General features: G+C 72.1%; 14 protein-coding genes and 1 tRNA gene. 8 read left to right on the top strand and 7 right to left on the bottom strand.

Annotated elements, in window-relative coordinates; genetic code table 11:
* Nucleotides 1-66: 66 nt before the first annotated feature.
* Both ACFVXA_RS33980 and ACFVXA_RS33985 read right to left on the bottom strand, forming a co-directional pair.
* Entirely contained in the window at nt 67-855 is a 789-nt protein-coding gene (locus ACFVXA_RS33980; RefSeq protein WP_383743008.1) for a ferritin-like domain-containing protein, read from the bottom strand.
* Between the two features lie 258 nt (nt 856-1,113).
* The gene (locus ACFVXA_RS33985; RefSeq protein WP_362020563.1) at nt 1,114-2,169 is read right to left on the bottom strand and encodes an LLM class F420-dependent oxidoreductase; all 1,056 of its coding nucleotides are present in this window, start codon (nt 2,167-2,169) and stop codon (nt 1,114-1,116) included.
* Nucleotides 2,170-2,323: 154 nt separating this feature from the next.
* Here ACFVXA_RS33985 and ACFVXA_RS33990 point away from each other — a divergent pair, with 154 nt between their 5' ends.
* Together ACFVXA_RS33990 and ACFVXA_RS33995 are read left to right on the top strand one after the other, a co-directional pair.
* Nucleotides 2,324-3,307: an aldo/keto reductase gene (locus tag ACFVXA_RS33990; protein ID WP_362020560.1), complete on the top strand. Its 984-nt coding sequence runs from the start codon at nt 2,324-2,326 to the stop codon at nt 3,305-3,307.
* Nucleotides 3,304-5,622 (top strand): helix-hairpin-helix domain-containing protein, encoded by a 2,319-nt coding sequence (locus ACFVXA_RS33995; protein ID WP_389748122.1) that lies wholly within the window; start codon nt 3,304-3,306, stop codon nt 5,620-5,622. Before ACFVXA_RS33990 ends, ACFVXA_RS33995 begins: the two co-directional genes overlap by 4 nt.
* A gap of 306 nt (nt 5,623-5,928) precedes the next feature.
* Here ACFVXA_RS33995 and ACFVXA_RS34000 read toward each other — a convergent pair whose 3' ends face one another.
* Nucleotides 5,929-6,618, bottom strand: a complete 690-nt coding sequence (locus ACFVXA_RS34000; protein ID WP_362020556.1) for a hypothetical protein — start codon at nt 6,616-6,618, stop codon at nt 5,929-5,931.
* A 47-nt stretch (nt 6,619-6,665) separates the two neighbouring features.
* Here ACFVXA_RS34000 and ACFVXA_RS34005 point away from each other — a divergent pair, with 47 nt between their 5' ends.
* The gene (locus ACFVXA_RS34005; RefSeq protein ID WP_081223519.1) at nt 6,666-6,854 is read left to right on the top strand and encodes a DUF5703 family protein; all 189 of its coding nucleotides are present in this window, start codon (nt 6,666-6,668) and stop codon (nt 6,852-6,854) included.
* Nucleotides 6,855-6,955: 101 nt separating this feature from the next.
* On the opposite strand, the gene ACFVXA_RS34010 is transcribed toward ACFVXA_RS34005, so the two are convergent.
* The 3 genes from ACFVXA_RS34010 to ACFVXA_RS34020 form a co-directional block, all read right to left on the bottom strand.
* The gene (locus ACFVXA_RS34010) at nt 6,956-7,792 is read right to left on the bottom strand and encodes a chaplin (protein WP_383907825.1); all 837 of its coding nucleotides are present in this window, start codon (nt 7,790-7,792) and stop codon (nt 6,956-6,958) included.
* A 153-nt stretch (nt 7,793-7,945) separates the two neighbouring features.
* Entirely contained in the window at nt 7,946-8,179 is a 234-nt protein-coding gene (gene chpH / locus ACFVXA_RS34015; RefSeq protein WP_010988036.1) for a chaplin ChpH, read from the bottom strand.
* A gap of 194 nt (nt 8,180-8,373) precedes the next feature.
* Complete coding sequence (locus ACFVXA_RS34020) at nt 8,374-9,699, bottom strand: M20/M25/M40 family metallo-hydrolase (RefSeq protein WP_362020549.1); 1,326 nt, start codon at nt 9,697-9,699, stop codon at nt 8,374-8,376.
* A gap of 187 nt (nt 9,700-9,886) precedes the next feature.
* On the opposite strand from ACFVXA_RS34020, the gene ACFVXA_RS34025 reads away from it, so the two are divergent.
* From ACFVXA_RS34025 to ACFVXA_RS34040, 4 genes are all read left to right on the top strand, one after another.
* A tRNA-Leu gene (locus ACFVXA_RS34025) sits at nt 9,887-9,971 on the top strand.
* A 390-nt stretch (nt 9,972-10,361) separates the two neighbouring features.
* A complete protein-coding gene (locus ACFVXA_RS34030) occupies nt 10,362-14,237 on the top strand; it encodes a Pls/PosA family non-ribosomal peptide synthetase (protein WP_390028191.1) in 3,876 nt (1,291 codons plus the stop codon).
* A gap of 86 nt (nt 14,238-14,323) precedes the next feature.
* The gene (locus ACFVXA_RS34035; protein ID WP_383747890.1) at nt 14,324-15,703 is read left to right on the top strand and encodes a M1 family metallopeptidase; all 1,380 of its coding nucleotides are present in this window, start codon (nt 14,324-14,326) and stop codon (nt 15,701-15,703) included.
* Between the two features lie 12 nt (nt 15,704-15,715).
* Nucleotides 15,716-16,108, top strand: a complete 393-nt coding sequence (locus ACFVXA_RS34040; protein ID WP_362020538.1) for a YchJ family metal-binding protein — start codon at nt 15,716-15,718, stop codon at nt 16,106-16,108.
* Between the two features lie 89 nt (nt 16,109-16,197).
* Here the strand turns inward: ACFVXA_RS34040 and ACFVXA_RS34045 are convergent, their stop codons facing one another.
* Nucleotides 16,198-16,899 carry a FadR/GntR family transcriptional regulator gene (locus ACFVXA_RS34045; RefSeq protein ID WP_383747892.1) on the bottom strand — a complete coding sequence of 234 codons (702 nt, stop codon included), beginning with the start codon at nt 16,897-16,899 and terminating at the stop codon, nt 16,198-16,200.
* A gap of 130 nt (nt 16,900-17,029) precedes the next feature.
* Here ACFVXA_RS34045 and ACFVXA_RS34050 point away from each other — a divergent pair, with 130 nt between their 5' ends.
* Nucleotides 17,030-17,557 (top strand): gluconokinase, encoded by a 528-nt coding sequence (locus ACFVXA_RS34050; RefSeq protein WP_383907908.1) that lies wholly within the window; start codon nt 17,030-17,032, stop codon nt 17,555-17,557.
* Nucleotides 17,558-17,585: the final 28 nt, after the last annotated feature.

Below are 17,585 nucleotides of genomic sequence, written 5' to 3' on the forward strand. Positions count from 1 at the left end.
TCGGACTCGACTCGTGCGCGACCGCGGTTGGGCCGTGATCAGGCTCCACGCGCGCGTGAGCGCGGTTCACGCGAACTCGGGCGCCACCGTCGCGGGACCGCCCAGTGCGTCGCGCCGTTCCGGCATCCTCAGGGAGACCATCCGGCGCCAGCCCACGGCCCGCTCGTACGCGTAGACGGCGTGGATGCCCGCGGCGAGCGCAACCGCCTTGGGCCGGGGCCAGCCGAGGACGCGCCCCATGTGGGCCATCACGGCGAGGCTGACGTCCCGGTAGACGCGGATCTCGGCGATTGCGCACTCGCGCAGCGTCCGCTGGATGGCGCGGCCGTGTCCGGCGTGGGCGAAGCGCAGCAGCTCCTCGTGGCAGTAGGCCAGGTGGTCGTCTTCGTCACGGGAGATCATCTTCACCGCCCGGCCGACATCCGGGTGGTCCGCGAAGTGCTTGCGCAGCAGCCGCATCTGTTCGGAGGCACGCTGTTCGGTGACCCGGCTATGGGCGAGATAGGTGACGATGTCCCGCACGGTGAGCGGCCGGTCGCTCCTGAGCTTCTCGTGCGCGAGGCCGATGCCGTGCCGCTCCAGGAGCATCGTGTAGTCGGTGTCGGGTGGCACCCCGACGGGTTCGAGGCCGCGCTTCTTCATGAGAGCGTTGAAGATCCGCCCGTGTTTGTCCTCGTCGGCGCCGTGCCGGGCGATCTTGCGGGCGAACCCGCGCTCGCTCGGCGGGACGAGCGCCGCGATCCGGGCGTTCTCCCAGCCTCCCTGCGACTCCCCGCTGGCGGCGATGGAGCAGAAGAGACGGAACGACTCGTCGTTGTCGAGGATCTCGCGGAACAGACTCTTGGCCGAAAGCATCGCACTGACACCTCTCTGCAGAGTTGCGCAGAAAACGAGTCAAATGGGATGTCAGGAGCGCGGCAACCGATGTGTCGGACAAATCCGCCGAACGACGGACGGCCAAGGTGGCACAGACGCGTAACCAAGGGGGTGCCGACGCGTTGTTCCCCGTGACGGCCGTGGCGGGGAAGACCCCCGAGCCCCCACCACGGCCGCAGAACTCTCCTCCGGCCCACCACGGCCACAGAACTCTCCTCAGACCCGCCGCTTCGCGTGTTACGCGAGCCCGGCCCGCTCCAGGGCCTCGAATCCGGCCCGGAGCGAGGCGAGCCGGTCCTCCAGCGTGAAGCCCGCGGGGGCGAGCGTGAGCGTGGTGACCCCGGCCGCGGCGTACGCCTTCATCCGGTCGGCGATGCGGTCGACCGAGCCGAGCAGGGTGGTCTGGTCGATCAGCGCGTGCGGAACGGCGGCGGCAGCGCCCTCCTTGTCGCCGGACAGGTACTTGTCCTGGATCTCGGCGGCTTCCTTCTCGTACCCCATGCGCTGGGCGAGCTGGTTGTAGAAGTTCTGCTTGCGGCTGCCCATGCCCCCGACGTACAGGGCGGTGTACGGCCGGAACATGTCGGCGAGCGCGGCCACGTCCTTGTCCGCGCCGACGGCGAGCGGCAGCGTCGGGCAGACGTCGAAGCCGTCCATCGTCTTCCCGGCCTTCTCGCGGCCCGCCCGCAGGTGCTTGACCGCGGTGTCCTCCAGGTGCTCGGCCGAGGGGAAGATCAGCAGCGCGCCGTCGGCGATCTCCCCGGTCTGCTCCAGGTTCTTGGGGCCGATCGCGGCGATGTAGAGCGGGATGTGCTCGCGCTCCGGGTGCACGGTCAGCTTGATCGGCTTCCCCGGGCCGCCCGGCAGCGGCAGGGTCCAGTGCTCCCCCTCGTACGAGAGGCGCTCGCGCGTCATCGCCTTCCGTACGATCTCCACGTACTCCCGGGTGCGGGCCAGCGGCTTGTCGAACTTGACGCCGTACCAGCCCTCGGAGACCTGCGGCCCCGAGACGCCGAGGCCGAGGCGGAAGCGGCCGCCCGACAGCGAGTCGAGGGTGGCGGCGGTCATCGCCGTCATCGCGGGCTGGCGGGCCGGGATCTGGAAGATGGCCGAGCCGACGTCGATGCGTTCGGTCTGGGCGGCGACCCAGCTGAGCACGGTGGCCGCGTCGGAGCCGTAGGCCTCGGCGGCCCAGCAGACGGCGTATCCGAGCCGGTCGGCCTCCTGGGCGACGGCGAGATTGTCCGCGTCCATTCCGGCGCCCCAGTAGCCGAGGTTGATCCCGAGCTGCATGGCCGATTCCCCTTTTACCGATCAGTAACGTCCCTTGTGCCGGAGACCCTAGCGCGCTGGTGGGCGCCGTGGCAGGGACGGGTTCACGCCCGCCCTGTGTTCGTTGTCCACAGGGCCCCCACGCAGTGAGTTCTGGCCAGTAATCTCGGCGTCCATGGAGCAGAGGCATCTCGGCCGTACCGGCCTGCGTGTGTCCCGTATCGGACTCGGCACCCTCACCTGGGGGCGGGACACCGACGAGCACGACGCCGCGGACCTCTTGAAGGTGTTCTGGGAAGCGGGCGGAAGCCTCGTGGACACCGCGGATGTGTACGGGGACGGGGAGGCCGAGTATCTGCTCGGACGCCTCATAGAAGGGCTCGTGCCACGTCGGGACCTGGTCATCTCGACGAAGGCGGGGAGCGTGCCCGACCCGGACCGCCGCTTCGACGGCTCGCGCGGCCATCTCCTCGCCGCCCTCGACGCCTCCCTCGCCCGCCTCGGCACGGACTATGTGGATCTGTGGCACGTCCACGCGTACGACCCCGGCACGCCCCTGGACGAGACCCTCCAGGCGCTCGACCTCGCGGTCAGCAGCGGTCGCGCGCGCTATGCGGGCGTGTCCAACTTCTGCGGCTGGCAGCTCGCCAAGGCGGCGACCTGGCAGCTCGCCGCGCCCGGGACCCGCACCCGCCTCGCCAGTACGCAGATGGAGTACTCCCTTCTCCAGCGCGGCGTCGAGCGTGAGGTGCTGCCCGCGGCTCTCGATCTCGGCGTAGGGCTGCTCCCCTCATCGCCGCTCGGGCGGGGCGTGCTCACGGGCAAGTACCGGGATGGGACACCGTCCGACTCCCGGGGCGGCTCGGAGCACCTCGCGCCCTTCGTCGCGCCGTACCTGGACGACACGGCGAGCGGCATCGTGGACGCGGTGACGACCGCGGCGGACGGCCTCGCCGTGACACCGCTCCAGGTCGCCCTCGCCTGGGTCCGCGACCGGCCCGGCGTCGCCGCCCCGATCGTCGGCGCGCGCAACGCGCAGCAGCTCACGGCCGCGTTGTCAGTGGAGACCCTTAGTCTTCCTGACGAGATCTGCCGGGCGCTCGACGACGTGTCGGCACCGGTGCACCACTATCCCGATCACGACTGGAGCACGCTGTGACCACGGAGCCGGAGACCACGGAGGAAGCGGAGCCGGGGGCGCCGGGCGCGGACACGGCCGCCGGGGCCCCGGAGACCGAGGGCGCCGACGCGGACGTGACCTCCGAGGGCGGGAGCGCGGATGCCGAAGCCTCCGAAGCGGACGCCGAAGAGGCCGGAGCCGAAGCCCCGGCGGGGACCGAAGCCTCCGAAGGCGCCGCCCAGTTGTCCGAGGCCGAGGCCGAGCTGAAGGCCCAGCGCCTGGAGCGGGAGCGGATCGAGCGGCGCAAGGCGGAGAGGCAGGGGCCGATCGAGGCCGGGGCCAAGCTGAGCGGAAAGGCCGCGGACCTGCTCGCGGCGGTGCGGGCCGTGGAGAGCGGCGAGAAGCCCGTGGCCACCGCCTTCCGCGAGCCCGAGCCGGCGCCGCGCCGGGTCGCGCAGGAGCCCGTGCGGCGACCACAGCCCGTGGTCGCCCCGGCCGCCGCGCCGTCGGCCGCCGCACCCGAGACCGTCGAGGCCGTACGGGCCGTGCTGACCGGGGGCGGCGCACCCGACGCGCTCGCTGCGCAGGTCGTCGCGGCGCTGGGCGAGGGCGCCGACGAGCAACTGCGCGAGGACCCCTGGCAGTTGCTGAGGGTCGCCGGGGTGCGGCCCGAGCAGGCCGACGGTTTCGCCCGGGCGATGCTCGGCGCGGAGTGCGGCCCGGACGACGAGCGGCGCGGCCGGGCCCTCACGGTCTGGCTCCTGGAGCAGGCGGCTCTCGCCGGCCACACCGCGCTGGACGCCCCGGCGCTCACCGCCGCGCTCGCCCAGCGCTCGGTGCCGGACCCGGACGCGGCTGTGCAGAGCACCCTCGCGGAGGGCGAGGCCCTGGTCTTCCAGGACGCGCTCGACACGGCGGCCCCCGCGGTGGAGGAGGGAGCCGAGGAGGGCGAGGAGCGCCCGGTCCGCGTCCTGGTGGGCCTGGAGCGGTATGCCCTGGCCGAGGAGAGTCTCGCCGACGGACTGGCCCGGGTGATGAACTCCGTGCCCAAGGAGGACCGTTCGGCCGCCGACTGGGAGCGGGCCGCAGCCTCGGCCACCCGTTCCGCCGCCGAGCTGATCCGTGCGGTCGCGGGCCACGGCCTGGTCCTGCACACCGGCGGGGACGCCTCCCAGGCCGAAGCGGCGGCGCTGCTGCACGCCGTGCGCGGTCTCGGTCTGCGCGGCTGGGCCGCCACCCACACGCCGGGCGGCCGCGACCGCTTCACCGCGCTGATGGCCTCGTCCGATCTGCCGGACGGCTCCGAGGACCGCTCGTCCGACCTGCCGGACAGCTCCGAGGACGGCTCGTCCGATCTACCGGACGGCTCCGAGGACGGCTCGGGCACCGGTGTCACCACCGTCGCGGGACTGCTGTCCGGGGCCGAGGGCCCGGGCCGGGACGCCGAGGGCGCCTTCGACCTCGACCTCCTCGTCGTCCTGGACGCGCCGCAGCTCGACGTCGAGACGGCGGCCGTGCTCGCCGAGTCGCTGCCGGACGGCGCGCGGCTGGTGCTGAGCGGGGACCCGGCGACGCTGTGGTCGGCGGGGCCGGGGCGGGTCTTCGCCGATCTGCTCGCCGCCCGCGTGTGCCCGCAGGTGGCCTCGCGGACGCCGGACCCCGGGCCCATCGGCGAGTTGGTCTCGGGGGTCGGCATCGGTGAGCTGAACCAGGTCGAGGCGCCCGGCAAGGAGGTCGTGATCGTCCCGGTGCGCGACGCCGGCGAGGCGGTGCACCGGACCGTACAACTGGTCGCGGACTCGGTGCCGCGCGCGATCGGTATCCCGGCCGAGCAGACGCAGGTGATCACTCCCGGGCACGGCGGGGCGGTCGGCACGCGCGCGCTGAACGCCGCGCTGAAGGAGCGGCTGAACCCCGGGCCCGGCCGCTTCGGGGGCTTCGACCCGGGCGACCGGATCGTGTACTCCCCCGCGCCCGGCCGTTCGGTGCCGGGGCAGGTGGTGACGGCCGACGCCGACGGGCTGCACCTGACGTGCGCGGGGCTCTCCGTCGTCGTACCGAAGGAGCGGGTGGAGCAGGCCGTGCGGCACGGGTGGGCGGTCACGGCGCACCAGGCGGTGGGGATGCGCTGGCCGGCTGCCGTCGTGGTGCTTCCCGGGGACGCGGCGCAGTCGCTTTCCAGGCCTTGGGTGTATACGGCCTTCGGTCGTGCCGAGCGTCACCTTTCGGTGGTGCACGGGGTGGAGGGCGCGCTGCCTCGGGCGGTGGCGGAGGTCCCGGCCAAGCCGCGTACCACCCGGCTGCCTGCCCTGCTCAAGGCGCAGGCGCCGGCGCAGGGGCCGACGGCCGGCTGATCCTCCGGCGCCGGGGCCCCACCGCGTTTGCGGGCACCCGGCGCCGGGGCAACCGCCGGGGTGGGTGCAGAGCCCGGCGCTGACGGGGTGCCGCCGTGCCCACCCGCGCCGCCCCAGCGGCACGATTGGCCACTCCGAGTCGGCTGCGACGGCGCCCAAGGCGCCCCCAGCGCGCCGCTGCGAACGGGCTGCCGCCCCGAGCGGCACGCGCGTCGCGGCCGAGACGGCTGCGAGCCGAGACGGCTGCGACGGCGTCCCGCGTGGCCCATGGCCAGGGCCAGGGCCAGGGCCAGGGCCAGGGCGGATTCAGTGGTCCGCGTCCAAGGGCTCCAGGTCTTCGTCGGGGCCGAGGCCGTTCTCCAGGTCGTCGTCGTCCGAATCGTCGTCGAAGACGGCGCTGACGTCGAAGCGGCAGACCACCCGCTGTGGATCGATCGCTTCGAACGGGGTCTCCAGCCATTCGCCGGGCTCGGCGGGCTCGTCGGCGGCGGTGACCCAGAGTGTGGAGTCGCCCTCCTCCAGGCCGAATTCCTTGTGCCGCGAGGCGATCTCGTCCGGCTCGAACTCACCGAACAGGACCCCGAGCGCCCCATGGATCGTGCCGGACGCCGCGTCGAAGCCCGCGGTGTCGGTGGCGCCGTCCTCCTCGACGGCCTCCACCCGCTGGGCCTGTGCCAGCAGTCGCTGTGGCTCCACCACCGCGTAGTCCCGGCGGATCAGCACGCTCAGCGCGTTCGGTTCCTCCGGGCCCGTGTACGGCGGCAGCGTGTCGTCGGTACCGGGGATCTCGAAGGGCGTGACCTCGTCGTAGCGGTCGTAGAGGACTTCGTCGTACTCCTCGGCCGCGGCGGCGAGCTCGTTGAACGCTTCGTAGACGGCCGGGTCGTCTTCGCCCGTCCTGCGCTCGACCGCGGCCAGGTGGCGGTCGAGAGCGGTCTTGACCGCCTCGGCGGCGGCGCGTACCTCGGCAGCGGTGGGCTGCACAGCATCAGACATAGTGCAGACGCTATCCGTACAGGGCCTCTGCCCGCACAATAGATGCGATGCCGGAATACGAATTTGTCGACGTGTACGTACCGCGCGGGGTCTCCCGCAAGGAGACGACACGCCTGTTGACGGACCATGCCGAGTACGGACACTGGGAGTTGGACCGCCTGAGCCTGCTGCGCGACGGAAGCCGCAGGGTGCGGCTGCGCCGGCGGATCATCCGACAGGTGCGCGCCACGTGGTGACGAGGGGCGGCTGAAACGGAGCGGGCCCCGCCGACGCGGGGCCCGCTCCGTTCTCCACGTCACAGGGGCCATATGTGACGTTGTGTTCCCATCCGTGCCGTTTACGCGGCCGAGCGCGCCCTGCGGTAGAGCAGGGCACCCGCCAGCAGCGCACCCGCGCCCGCGGGCACGACCACACCGAGAGGCAGGTCACTGCCGGTGTGGGCGAGCTGTGCGGCGCCCAGGGGCTGGGTCACCGACTGCGCGCCCGGGTGGTTGGCGTGCGAGGAACCGCCCGGGTGCTTGCCGCCCGAGGCGGGCGGCTGGCCCGGGTGACCGGGGTGACCCGGAGTTCCCGGCTGACCGGGGTGGCCGGGGTGGCCGGGCTGTCCCGGGTGCCCGGGATGCCCCGGCTGTCCGGGCGTACCCGGAGGCGGCGTCTCGTGACCGCCGCCGGGCGGCGTGGTGGAGTGACCCCCGCCCGCCCCGTTCGCGCAGTCGTTGTCCGCCGCCGCGTTGCCGATGCCGACCACGTTCACGCTGTTGCCGCAGGCGTTGACCGGCACGTCGATCGGCACCTGGACGTGGTTGCCGGAGCCGACGCCCGGCGAGTCACTGGCGTGGCCGCCGGCCTTCGACCCTCCGCCGGAGTGGGAACCGCCGCCGGAGTGGGAACCTCCGTCGCCGTACCCACCACCGGACGAACCGCTGCCGCCGCCGTGGTTGACGCATTTGTTGCCCATCGCCGGGTTGAGCAACCCGACGACGTTCACGGTGTTGCCGCAGACATTGACCGGTGCGTGCACCGGCACCTGCACCGTGTTGCCCGACAGCACGCCGGGCGAGTCCGAACTGGAGCCGTTCGCACCCGAGTCGGCGTGTGCGTAGCCGCCGGTCGCGGCGAGTACGCCGGTCGCGGCCGCCACGGTCATCAGGCCCTTGCGGGTGACCTGTCGCATAGCTGTATCCCTGCCTTAGTCCTTGGGCTTGGACCATCCGGAACGCGCACGCCCCCCACGAGACGCGTGCGCGGAGAGACCGGTCGGCCCCGGAGCGCATGGCGCGCGCTCCGGGGCCGACGGACTCAGACCCTCATGGGGTGAGGCACAACGTCACTTGTTGATGCAGGTGTTGCCGAAGGCGGGGTTCAGCAGCCCGATCACGGAGACCGTGTTGCCGCAGACGTTCACCGGGACGTGAACGGGCACCTGGATGACGTTGCCGGAGACGACGCCCGGGGAGTGCACGGCGGCACCCTGGGCACCCGAGTCAGCGACGGCCAGGCCCGCACCCGCGAGAACCAGACCACCAGTAGCAGCCGCAGCAGCGACGACCTTCTTGATCATTATTCCTCCTTGTTGGCAAATGCGATCCCAAGTAGCTGATCGCATCACCTGTAACGAGGAGGGAGTAGTAGAGCTACGAGCTTATCGTCGCATTCACCCTTCCCGGGTGATCTCCGTACGTACAGGCGAATGTCGGCGTCAACCCGTCACGCGCCCCGATCCTCACGTGTCACGGCACGGCACGGTACGACCCGTCACGACGCGTCGATGAAGCGGTCGAGCACGCGCACGCCGAACTGCAGCGCATCCACCGGCACCCGCTCGTCGACGCCGTGGAACATGCCCGCGAAGTCCAGTTCCGGCGGCAGCTTGAGGGGGGCGAAGCCGAAGCAGCGGATGCCGAGGTCGGCGAAGGACTTGGCGTCGGTGCCGGCCGAGAGCATGTAGGGCACGGCGCGCGCGATCGGGTCCTCGGCGGACAGCGCGGTCTGCATGGCGTCGACCAGCGCTCCGTCGAAGCCGGTCTCCAGCGCCTTGTCCGCGTGCACGTCCTCACGCTTCACCCGCGGGCCGAGAATCCGGTCCAGGTCGGCGAGGAACTCCTCCTCGTACCCCGGCAGATAACGGCCGTCGACGTGCGCGGTGGCCTGCCCCGGAATCACGTTGACCTTGTAGCCGGCGCCCAGCTGGGTCGGGTTGGCGGTGTTCTGCAGCGAGGCGCCGATGAGCTTGGCGATGCCGCCGAGCTTGGCGAGCGTCTCGTCCATGTTCTCCGGGTCGAGCTCGGTGCCGAGCGCGTCGCCCAGCTCGTCGAGGAAGTGCCGCAGCGTCTTCGTCACCCGGACCGGGAACTTGTGCCGGCCGAGCCGCCCGACGGCCTCGGACAGCTCGGTGATCGCGTTGTCCTTGTGGATCATCGAACCGTGCCCGGCGGTGCCGTCCACGGTCAGCTTCATCCAGTGCATGCCCTTCTGGGCGGTCTCGACGAGATACAGCCGCAGCTTCTCGTTGACCGTGAAGGAGAACCCGCCGACCTCGCCGATCGCCTCGGTCACCCCCTCGAAGAGGTCGGGGTGCTTGTCGACGAGGTGCCGCGCCCCCCACGTGCCGCCGGCCTCCTCGTCGGCGAGGAACGCGAGGACGATGTCACGGGGCGGCTTGCGGCCGCTGCGCAGCCGGTCCCGTACGACCGCCAGTGTCATGGCGTCCATGTCCTTCATGTCGACCGCGCCGCGGCCCCACACCATTCCGTCCGCGATCTCGCCGGAGAACGGGTGGTGGGTCCAGTCCGCCGCGTTGGCCGGTACGACGTCGGTGTGGCCGTGGATGAGCAGCGCGGGCCGCGAGGGGTCCTCGCCCTCGATACGGGCCACCGTGGAGGCGCGCCCTTGGTGCGACTCGAAGATCTGCGGTTCAAGCCCGACCTCGGCGAGCTTCTCCGCCACGTACTCGGCGGCCTTGCGCTCGCCCGGCCCGGAGTGGTCGCCGTAGTTGCTGGTGTCGATCCGGATCAGCTCGCGACAGAGGTCCACGACCTCGTCCTCGCCAGAGACGCTCCTGGCCGTGTTCGACTCGCTCACGCTGCTTCCTCCCACTGACGCTGCTGGTGGTCCCCCCTCATCCTCCCTCCGACCCCCTTCCCTCCCCAAGGCCGGACCCGGCCCGTCACACGCCGTTCACGCGGCGACGGGGTGTGATCAGGGGCCCTCGAAAGCCTGGTAATGTTTCCTCTGTCGCCGCGAGGGAAACCCGCGCGACAGACACCTTGTCCGGGTGGCGGAATGGCAGACGCGCTAGCTTGAGGTGCTAGTGCCCTTTATCGGGCGTGGGGGTTCAAGTCCCCCCTCGGACACGTGAGATGAGTGAGGGCCGCGACCTGTTGGTCGCGGCCCTCACTCGTTGTGCCTTCACTCTTGTGCCCGCGCGAAGCACCCTCCGCGCCCGAAGCGCCCCCGCCCGAGGCACCTCCGCGTCCGCTCGCTCACCGTGTTCGACGCGTTACGGGCAGATGTGGGGCAGATCTCGTCAGGATGACATACCCCCACGTCAGAGCGTCGACAGAGCACCGGAACCAATGGTTCCGGTGCTCTCGGGCGGTCTGCTCGCATGGCTGATGACCAGGCCCGCGACTAGCGTCGTACTAAAATTCCAGGCTTGTTTGGAGCTGGACCGGAATATCCCCAGGCATACCTGCGGGCCCACCAGCTCCCCGGACGCTCCGGGAACAACACGTGAGGACTCGATGGCTGCCCTCGAGCAAGGCCCCGCACTCGCGCTGTTCGACGAGGAGGTGCGCGCGGAGTTCGGTGACCCGGCGCGCTTCTCCGCCTCCTCCGCCGCCTCGCCCCGCACCCTTGTCGACGTCCTCGACGCCACCGTCCGCGCCTACCCCGACGAGCCCGCCCTCGACGACGGACACCGCTGCCTCACCTACCGTGCCCTGGCCGTCGAGGTCGAGGCCCTGCGGCGGCGGCTGAGCGCCGCCGGGGTCGGCCTCGGCGACCGGGTCGGGGTCCGGGTCCCCTCCGGCACCAATGAGCTGTACGTCGCGATCCTCGCCGTACTGGCCGCGGGCGCCGCCTATGTGCCGGTGGACGCCGAGGACCCGGACGAGCGGGCCGAGCTGGTGTTCGGGGAAGCGGAGGTGCGGGCGGTCGTCGGGGCCGGGCATCAGCTGACCGTCGACGGCAGGTCCGAGGTTTCCGCCGCGCGGCCCGGTGTCGAGCACGACGCGTGGATCATCTTCACCTCCGGCTCCACGGGCAGGCCCAAGGGTGTGGCCGTCAGTCACCGCAGTGCCGCCGCCTTCGTCGACGCCGAGGCGGATCTCTTCCTCACCGAGGACCCGATCGGGCCCGGCGACCGGGTCATGGCGGGGCTCTCCGTCGCCTTCGACGCCTCCTGCGAGGAGATGTGGCTGGCCTGGCGGTACGGCGCCTGTCTGGTGCCGGTGCCGCGCTCCCAGGTGCGCAGTGGCGCCGACCTCGGCCCCTGGCTGGTCGAGCAGGAGATCACCGTGGTGTCCACGGTGCCGACGCTGGCCGCCCTGTGGGAGCCCGAGACGCTCAACGAGGTCCGGCTGCTGATCTTCGGCGGTGAGGCCTGCCCGCCCGAGCTGGCGCAGCGGCTGGTGACCGAGGGGCGGGAGGTCTGGAACACGTACGGGCCGACCGAGGCGACCGTCGTGGCCTGCGCCTCGCTCATGACCGGGGACGAGCCCATCCGTATCGGGCTGCCGCTCAATGGCTGGGAACTGGCCGTCGTCGACGAGGCCGGGGAGCCCGTCCCGATGGGCGGCAGCGGACAACTGGTGATCGGCGGGATCGGGCTCGCCCGGTACCTCGACGCCGAGAAGGACGCGGAGAAGTACGCGCCGCTGGAGTCGCTGGGCTGGGAGCGGGCGTACCGCAGCGGTGACCTCGTCAAGGCGGAGCCCGAGGGGCTGGTCTTCCTGGGGCGGGCCGACGAGCAGATCAAGCTCGGAGGGCGCCGGATCGAGCTCGGCGAGGTGGACGCGGCCCTTCAGGCACTGCCCGGTGTCGCGGGTGCCGCCGCCGCTGTCCGCACCGCCCGCAGCGGCAACCAGCTCCTCGTCGGCTATGTCGTCACCCAGGACGGCTGGAACCACTCGGCCGCCGTCGAGAAGCTGCGCGCGGAACTGCCCGCCGCCCTGGTCCCGCTGCTCGCCCCTGTCGACGACCTGCCGACGCGCACCTCCGGCAAGGTGGACCGCGATGCGCTGCCCTGGCCGTTGGCGGATCTGGCGACCGGCGGGGCGAAGGAGCAGCTCTACGGCACCGAGGCCTGGCTCGCCGAGCAGTGGAGCGAGGTGCTCGGGATCCCCGTCTCCGGCGCCGGGGACGACTTCTTCGCGATCGGCGGCAGCAGCCTCGCCGCCGCCCAGCTCACGACCAGGCTGCGCACCCGCTACCCCAGCGCCGCCGTGCTCGACATCTACCAGCAGCCCACCGTGCGCAAGCTGGCCCGGCACCTGGAGGAGTCCGCGCAGGACGACGGCGCGGGGCGGGTCGTCGCGCCGGTTCCGGTGCGGTCCAAGGTGATCCAGCTGCTTCTCCTCGTCCCCCTCTTCACCCTGCTCGGGCTGCGCTGGACGGTGGCGCTGGCCGCGCTCGGGAACGTACTGCACCGGTTCGGGCCGTATCCGTGGGCGCCCGGCGCGTCGTGGTGGCTCGTCGGCGCCGGGGCGGTCGTGTTCTTCAGCCCGCCGGGCCGGCTCACGATCGCGGCGGGCGGGGCGCGGCTGCTGCTGCGGGGCGTGAAGCCCGGCCGATATCCGCGCGGCGGGAGCGTGCATCTGCGGCTGTGGACGGCCGAGCGGCTCGCCGAGTTCAGCGGCGCGACCTCGCTCACCGGTTCCTGGCTCGAGCGGTACGCCCGTGCCCTGGGCGCCAAGGTCGGCCAGGACGTGGATCTGCACTCGCTGCCGCCGGTCACCGGCATGCTCAAGCTCGGCCGGGGAGCCGCCGTCGAGTCCGAGGTGGATCTGTCGGGGCACTGGCTGGACGGTGACCGGCTGGAGATCGGCCCGGTGAAGGTGGGTGCCGGTGCGGTGGTCGGCACGCGCAGCATCCTGTTCCCGGGCGCGCGGGTCGGCAAGCGGGCCGAGGTGGCCCCCGGTTCCGCCGTGGCCGGCCAGATTCCGACCGGGCAGCGCTGGGCGGGAGCGCCCGCGGGCAAGCTCGGCAAGGCGAAGCGGGCCTGGCCCAAGGAGCGGCCGCAGCGCGGCACCTACTGGCGGACGATGTACGGGGCGACCGGGTTCGCGCTGACCGCGCTGCCCGTCGTCGCGGGCTTCGCCGCCCTCCTCGTGGCCCGGGTGTGCGTGAGCGCGGACGCCGGGCTCGGCGCGGCCCTGCGCGGTGCCGCCCTCGCCCTGGTGCCGGCGACCCTCGCCTTCGGCCTCGCGTACGCGCTGCTGCTCCTGATCGCCGTACGGCTGCTGAGCCTGGGGTTGCGCGAGGGCACGCATCCGACGCACAGCCGTATCGGCTGGCAGGCCTGGACGGTCACCCAGCTGATGGACCGCTCCCGGGAGACGTTGTTCCCGCTGTACGCCGGGCTGATCACGCCGGTGTGGCTGCGGCTGCTCGGCATGAGGGTCGGCCGGGGCGCCGAGGTGTCCACCGTCCTCGCGCTGCCGAGTCTGACCACCGTCGGTGAGGGCGCCTTCCTCGCGGACGACACGCTGACCGCGCCGTACGAGCTCGGGGGCGGCTGGATGCGGATCGGGCGCGCCGAGATCGGGCGGCGGGCGTTCCTCGGCAACTCCGGGATGACCGCCCCGGGGCGCAGCGTGCCCGACGGCGGTCTTGTCGGGGTGCTGTCGGCGACGCCGAAGAAGGCGAAGAAGGGCAGCTCGTATCTGGGGCTGCCGCCGGTGAAGCTGCCGCGCTCGACGCAGGACGGCGACCAGAGCCGTACGTACGAGCCGCCCGCGCGGCTGCTGTGGGCGCGCGGTCTGGTGGAGCTGTGCCGGATCGTGCCCGTGTTCTGCTCGGCGGCGCTGGCCGTGCTGGCCGTGGCCGCGCTGAGTGCGCTGGGCGCTTGGGCCTGGGCGCTCGGCGGCCTGGTGCTGCTCGCCGCGGGTGTGCTGGCCTGCCTCGTGTCCATCGTGGCGAAGTGGCTGCTGGTGGGGCGGCACCGGGCCGGTGAGCACCCGCTGTGGAGCGGATTCGTGTGGCGCAACGAGCTGGCCGACACGTTCGTCGAGGTGGTGGCGGTGCCGTGGCTGGCCGGTTCCGTGCCCGGTACGCCGCTGATGACGGCGTGGCTGCGCGGGCTCGGCGCCCGGATCGGCAGGGGCACCTGGGTGGAGAGCTACTGGCTGCCGGAGACGGACCTGGTCACGCTGGAGGACGCGGCGACGGTGAACCGTGGCTGTGTGCTCCAGACGCACCTCTTCCACGACCGGATCTTGCGGACGGATACTGTGGTCCTCCGTGAGGGCGCCACCCTGGGCCCGGGCGGAATCGTCCTGCCCGGCAGCACCGTCGGGGCCCGCTCCACCCTGGGTCCCGCGTCGCTGGTGATGGCGGCGGAGTCCGTTCCCGACGACACCCGCTGGCTGGGCAACCCGATCGAGGCATGGCGTTCGTAGCAGACCCGGAAGGCGCTGCCGGATCGGACACGGAGGGCGGTACAGCGGCACGTCGTACGAGCACAGGGCAGGGAGCAGTCGCAGCGGTGAGCGTTCAGCAGACAGTGGGATCGGACCCGTACTTCCCGGCCAACGGTGATCCCCGTTACCGGGTGCACCGGTACGAGCTCGCGCTGGACTACCGCCCCGGCCCGAACCGGCTCGCCGGTACCGCACGGCTCAACGCGATAGCGGGCCGCGGTCCGCTCACCGAGTTCCAGCTGAACCTGGCCGACTTCCGGATCGGCCGGATCCGGATCGACGGCAAGGCACCGCACTACACGCACCGCGGCGGCCGGCTGCGTGTGCGCCCGCCGAAGCCGATCAGGGCCGGTGCGGCCTTCACGGTGGAGGTGCACTGGTCGGGCAACCCCAGACCGGTCAACAGCCCCTGGGGCGGGCTCGGTTGGGAGGAGCTGGAGGACGGGGCGCTGGTGGCGAGCCAGCCGGTCGGCGCGCCGTCCTGGTATCCGTGCAACGACCGTCCGGCCGACAAGGCCTCGTACCAGATCTCGGTCACGACCCCGTCGGCGTACGCGGTGGTGGCCGGGGGCCGGCTGCTGACCCGTACGACGAAGGCTTCGACGACGACCTGGGTGTACGAGCAGGCGGCGCCGACGTCCAGCTATCTGGTCGGGCTCTCGATCGGCAAGTATCAGACGGTGCTGCTCGGCGACCCGGGCCTGGGCGGCGTACCGCAGTCCGGACACATCCCGGGGCATCTCCTGACGGAGTTCTCCCGGGACTTCGCGCGGCAGCCCGCGATGATGGAGCTGTTCGAGGACCTCTTCGGGCCGTATCCGTTCGGCGAGTACGCGGTGGTCGTGACGGAGGAGGAGCTCGATGTCCCCGTCGAGGCACAGGGGTTGTCGCTGTTCGGTGCCAACCATGTGGACGGGGCCCGGGGTTCGGAGCGGCTGGTGGCGCACGAGCTGGCGCACCAGTGGTTCGGCAACAGCGTCTCCATCGCGGACTGGCGGCACATCTGGCTGAACGAGGGGTTCGCGAAGTACGCCGAATGGCTGTGGTCGGAGCGGTCGGGCGGGCGCCCGGCGCAGCAGCTGGCCGCCGCCGCGCACCGGAAGCTGTCCGGGCTGCCGCAGGACCTGGTGCTGTCCGATCCGGGCCGCAAGCTGATGTTCGACGACCGGCTCTACGAGCGCGGCGGTCTCACCCTGCACGCGGTGCGCTGCGCGATGGGGGACGAGGCCTTCTTCCGCATGCTGCGCGGCTGGGCCACCCTGCACCGCGGCGGCGCGGTCACCACGGCGGCCTTCACCGCGCACGTCGGGCGCTACGCGGCGGACCCTGTGGACGACCTGTTCACGGCCTGGCTCCGTGAGACCGCGCTGCCCGCCCTGCCGACGCCCGCCGCGCCGGTTCCGGCCCGGCCCGCCTACCCGCCGACGAACACCGAATCGGCCTAGAGCCTCGACAGAATGGCAGCCATGACCAGTCGTTCCTGCCCCTGCGGGCTTCCCGAGCCGTATGCGAAGTGCTGTGGGCGGTTCCACCGCGGTGAGGCCGCGGCGGCGACCGCCGAGGCGCTGATGCGGTCGCGGTACTGCGCCTTCGTGAAGGAGGACGAGGGGTATCTGCTGCGGACCTGGCATCCGCGGACCCGGCCGGCGCGGGTGGAGTTCGACCCCGGGTTGCGGTGGACCGGTCTGGAGATCCTCGATACGGGGCAGGGGACGGCGTTCCACTCCGTGGGGACCGTGACCTTCCGGGCCTCCTACCGGGGCGGCTCGCTGCACGAGCGCAGCCGCTTCGAGCGGGTCGACGGGGCGTGGGTGTACGTGGACGGGGATTTTCTGGAGCAGGGCGCCTAGGCCTGTCCGGCGGATCATGCCGCAGACGCGGGGCTTGGCAGGCCTGTCTGCGGCGTTGTCGTCACTCACCGCCGCTCCGCGTCGACTCCCTAGGGCGCGAGGATGTCCAGCTCCTCCAGGGCGCCGACCGTGATCTCGCGGGTGAGTTCCTCGGCGCGGGCCGCGTCGCCCTCCCGTACGGCCTCGGCGACCTGGACGTGCAGGGTGACGGCGGCGGGGTCGGGGTCCTCGAACATGACTTCGTGGTGGGTACGGCCCGCCAGGACCTCCGCGACGACGTCACCGAGACGGGCGAACATCTCGTTGCCCGAGGCGTTCAGGATCACCCGGTGGAAGGCGACGTCGTGGACGAGATACGCCTCCAGCTGATGGCCGCGTGAGGTGGCGACCATGCCCAGCGCGCACTCGGTGAGCTCGGCGCACTGCTCGGCGGTGGCGTGCCGGGCGGCCAGCCCCGCGGCGACGGGTTCGAGGGCGGAGCGCAGCACCGTGAGCGAACGCAGCTGGTGGGGGCGGTCGGCGCCGGCCAGCCGCCAGCGGATGACCTGAGGGTCGTACACGTTCCACTCGGCCTTGGGGCGGACCGTGACGCCGACGCGACGGCGGGACTCGACGAGGTACATGGACTCGAGTACCCGGACCGCCTCGCGCATCACGGAGCGTGACACCTCGAAGCGCTGCGCGAGCTCGTCCGTGCGCAGAACACTGCCCGGCGGGTACTCGCCCGCCGTGATGGCCGGCCCGAGGGATTCCAGTACATGTCCGTGCAGCCCCCGGCCCCGTGTGGTCATGGGGTCAGCGTACGAGGCCAGCGCCGGGAACAAAAAGTCAGACTTATATGTCACAGACTCTTGAATTCGTCGTACCTAATGAGTTTCAGTGGCGTCGACATCAGATGTCGATGAAGACGGCGAGAGCACGATGCAGCTGACGCGTACCCCCCATGTCGTCGTGGTCATGGGCGTGGCAGGAACCGGCAAGACCACGATCGGTCCCCTGCTTGCGGCCCGGCTCGGCGTCCCCTACGCCGAGGGCGACGACTTCCACCCGCAGGCGAACATCGCCAAGATGACGGCCGGGACGCCGCTGACCGACGAGGACCGCTGGCCGTGGCTGGACGCGATCGGCGCCTGGGCGGACGCCCGGGTAGGGCTCGGCGGGGTGGTCAGCAGCTCGGCGCTCAAGCGCGCCTACCGGGACCGACTGCGGGCGGCGGCGCCCGGAGTCGTCTTCGTCCACCTCACCGGTGACCGGGAGCTCATCGAGGACCGGATGTCGCACCGCCAGGGGCACTTCATGCCGACGGCGCTCCTGGACTCGCAGTTCGCCACCCTGCAACCGCTGGAGGCGGACGAGGCGGGCGTCGCCGTGGACGTGTCGGGCGGCCCCGGGGAGATCACCGAGCGCGCCGTGGCCGCGCTCCAGGGTCTCGCCCAGCCCTCGCTGTAATCCCCCGTGCCCCTCGCGGGCACGCCGT

Source organism: Streptomyces sp. NPDC058246 (assembly GCF_042881985.1).
Lineage (GTDB): Bacteria > Actinomycetota > Actinomycetes > Streptomycetales > Streptomycetaceae > Streptomyces.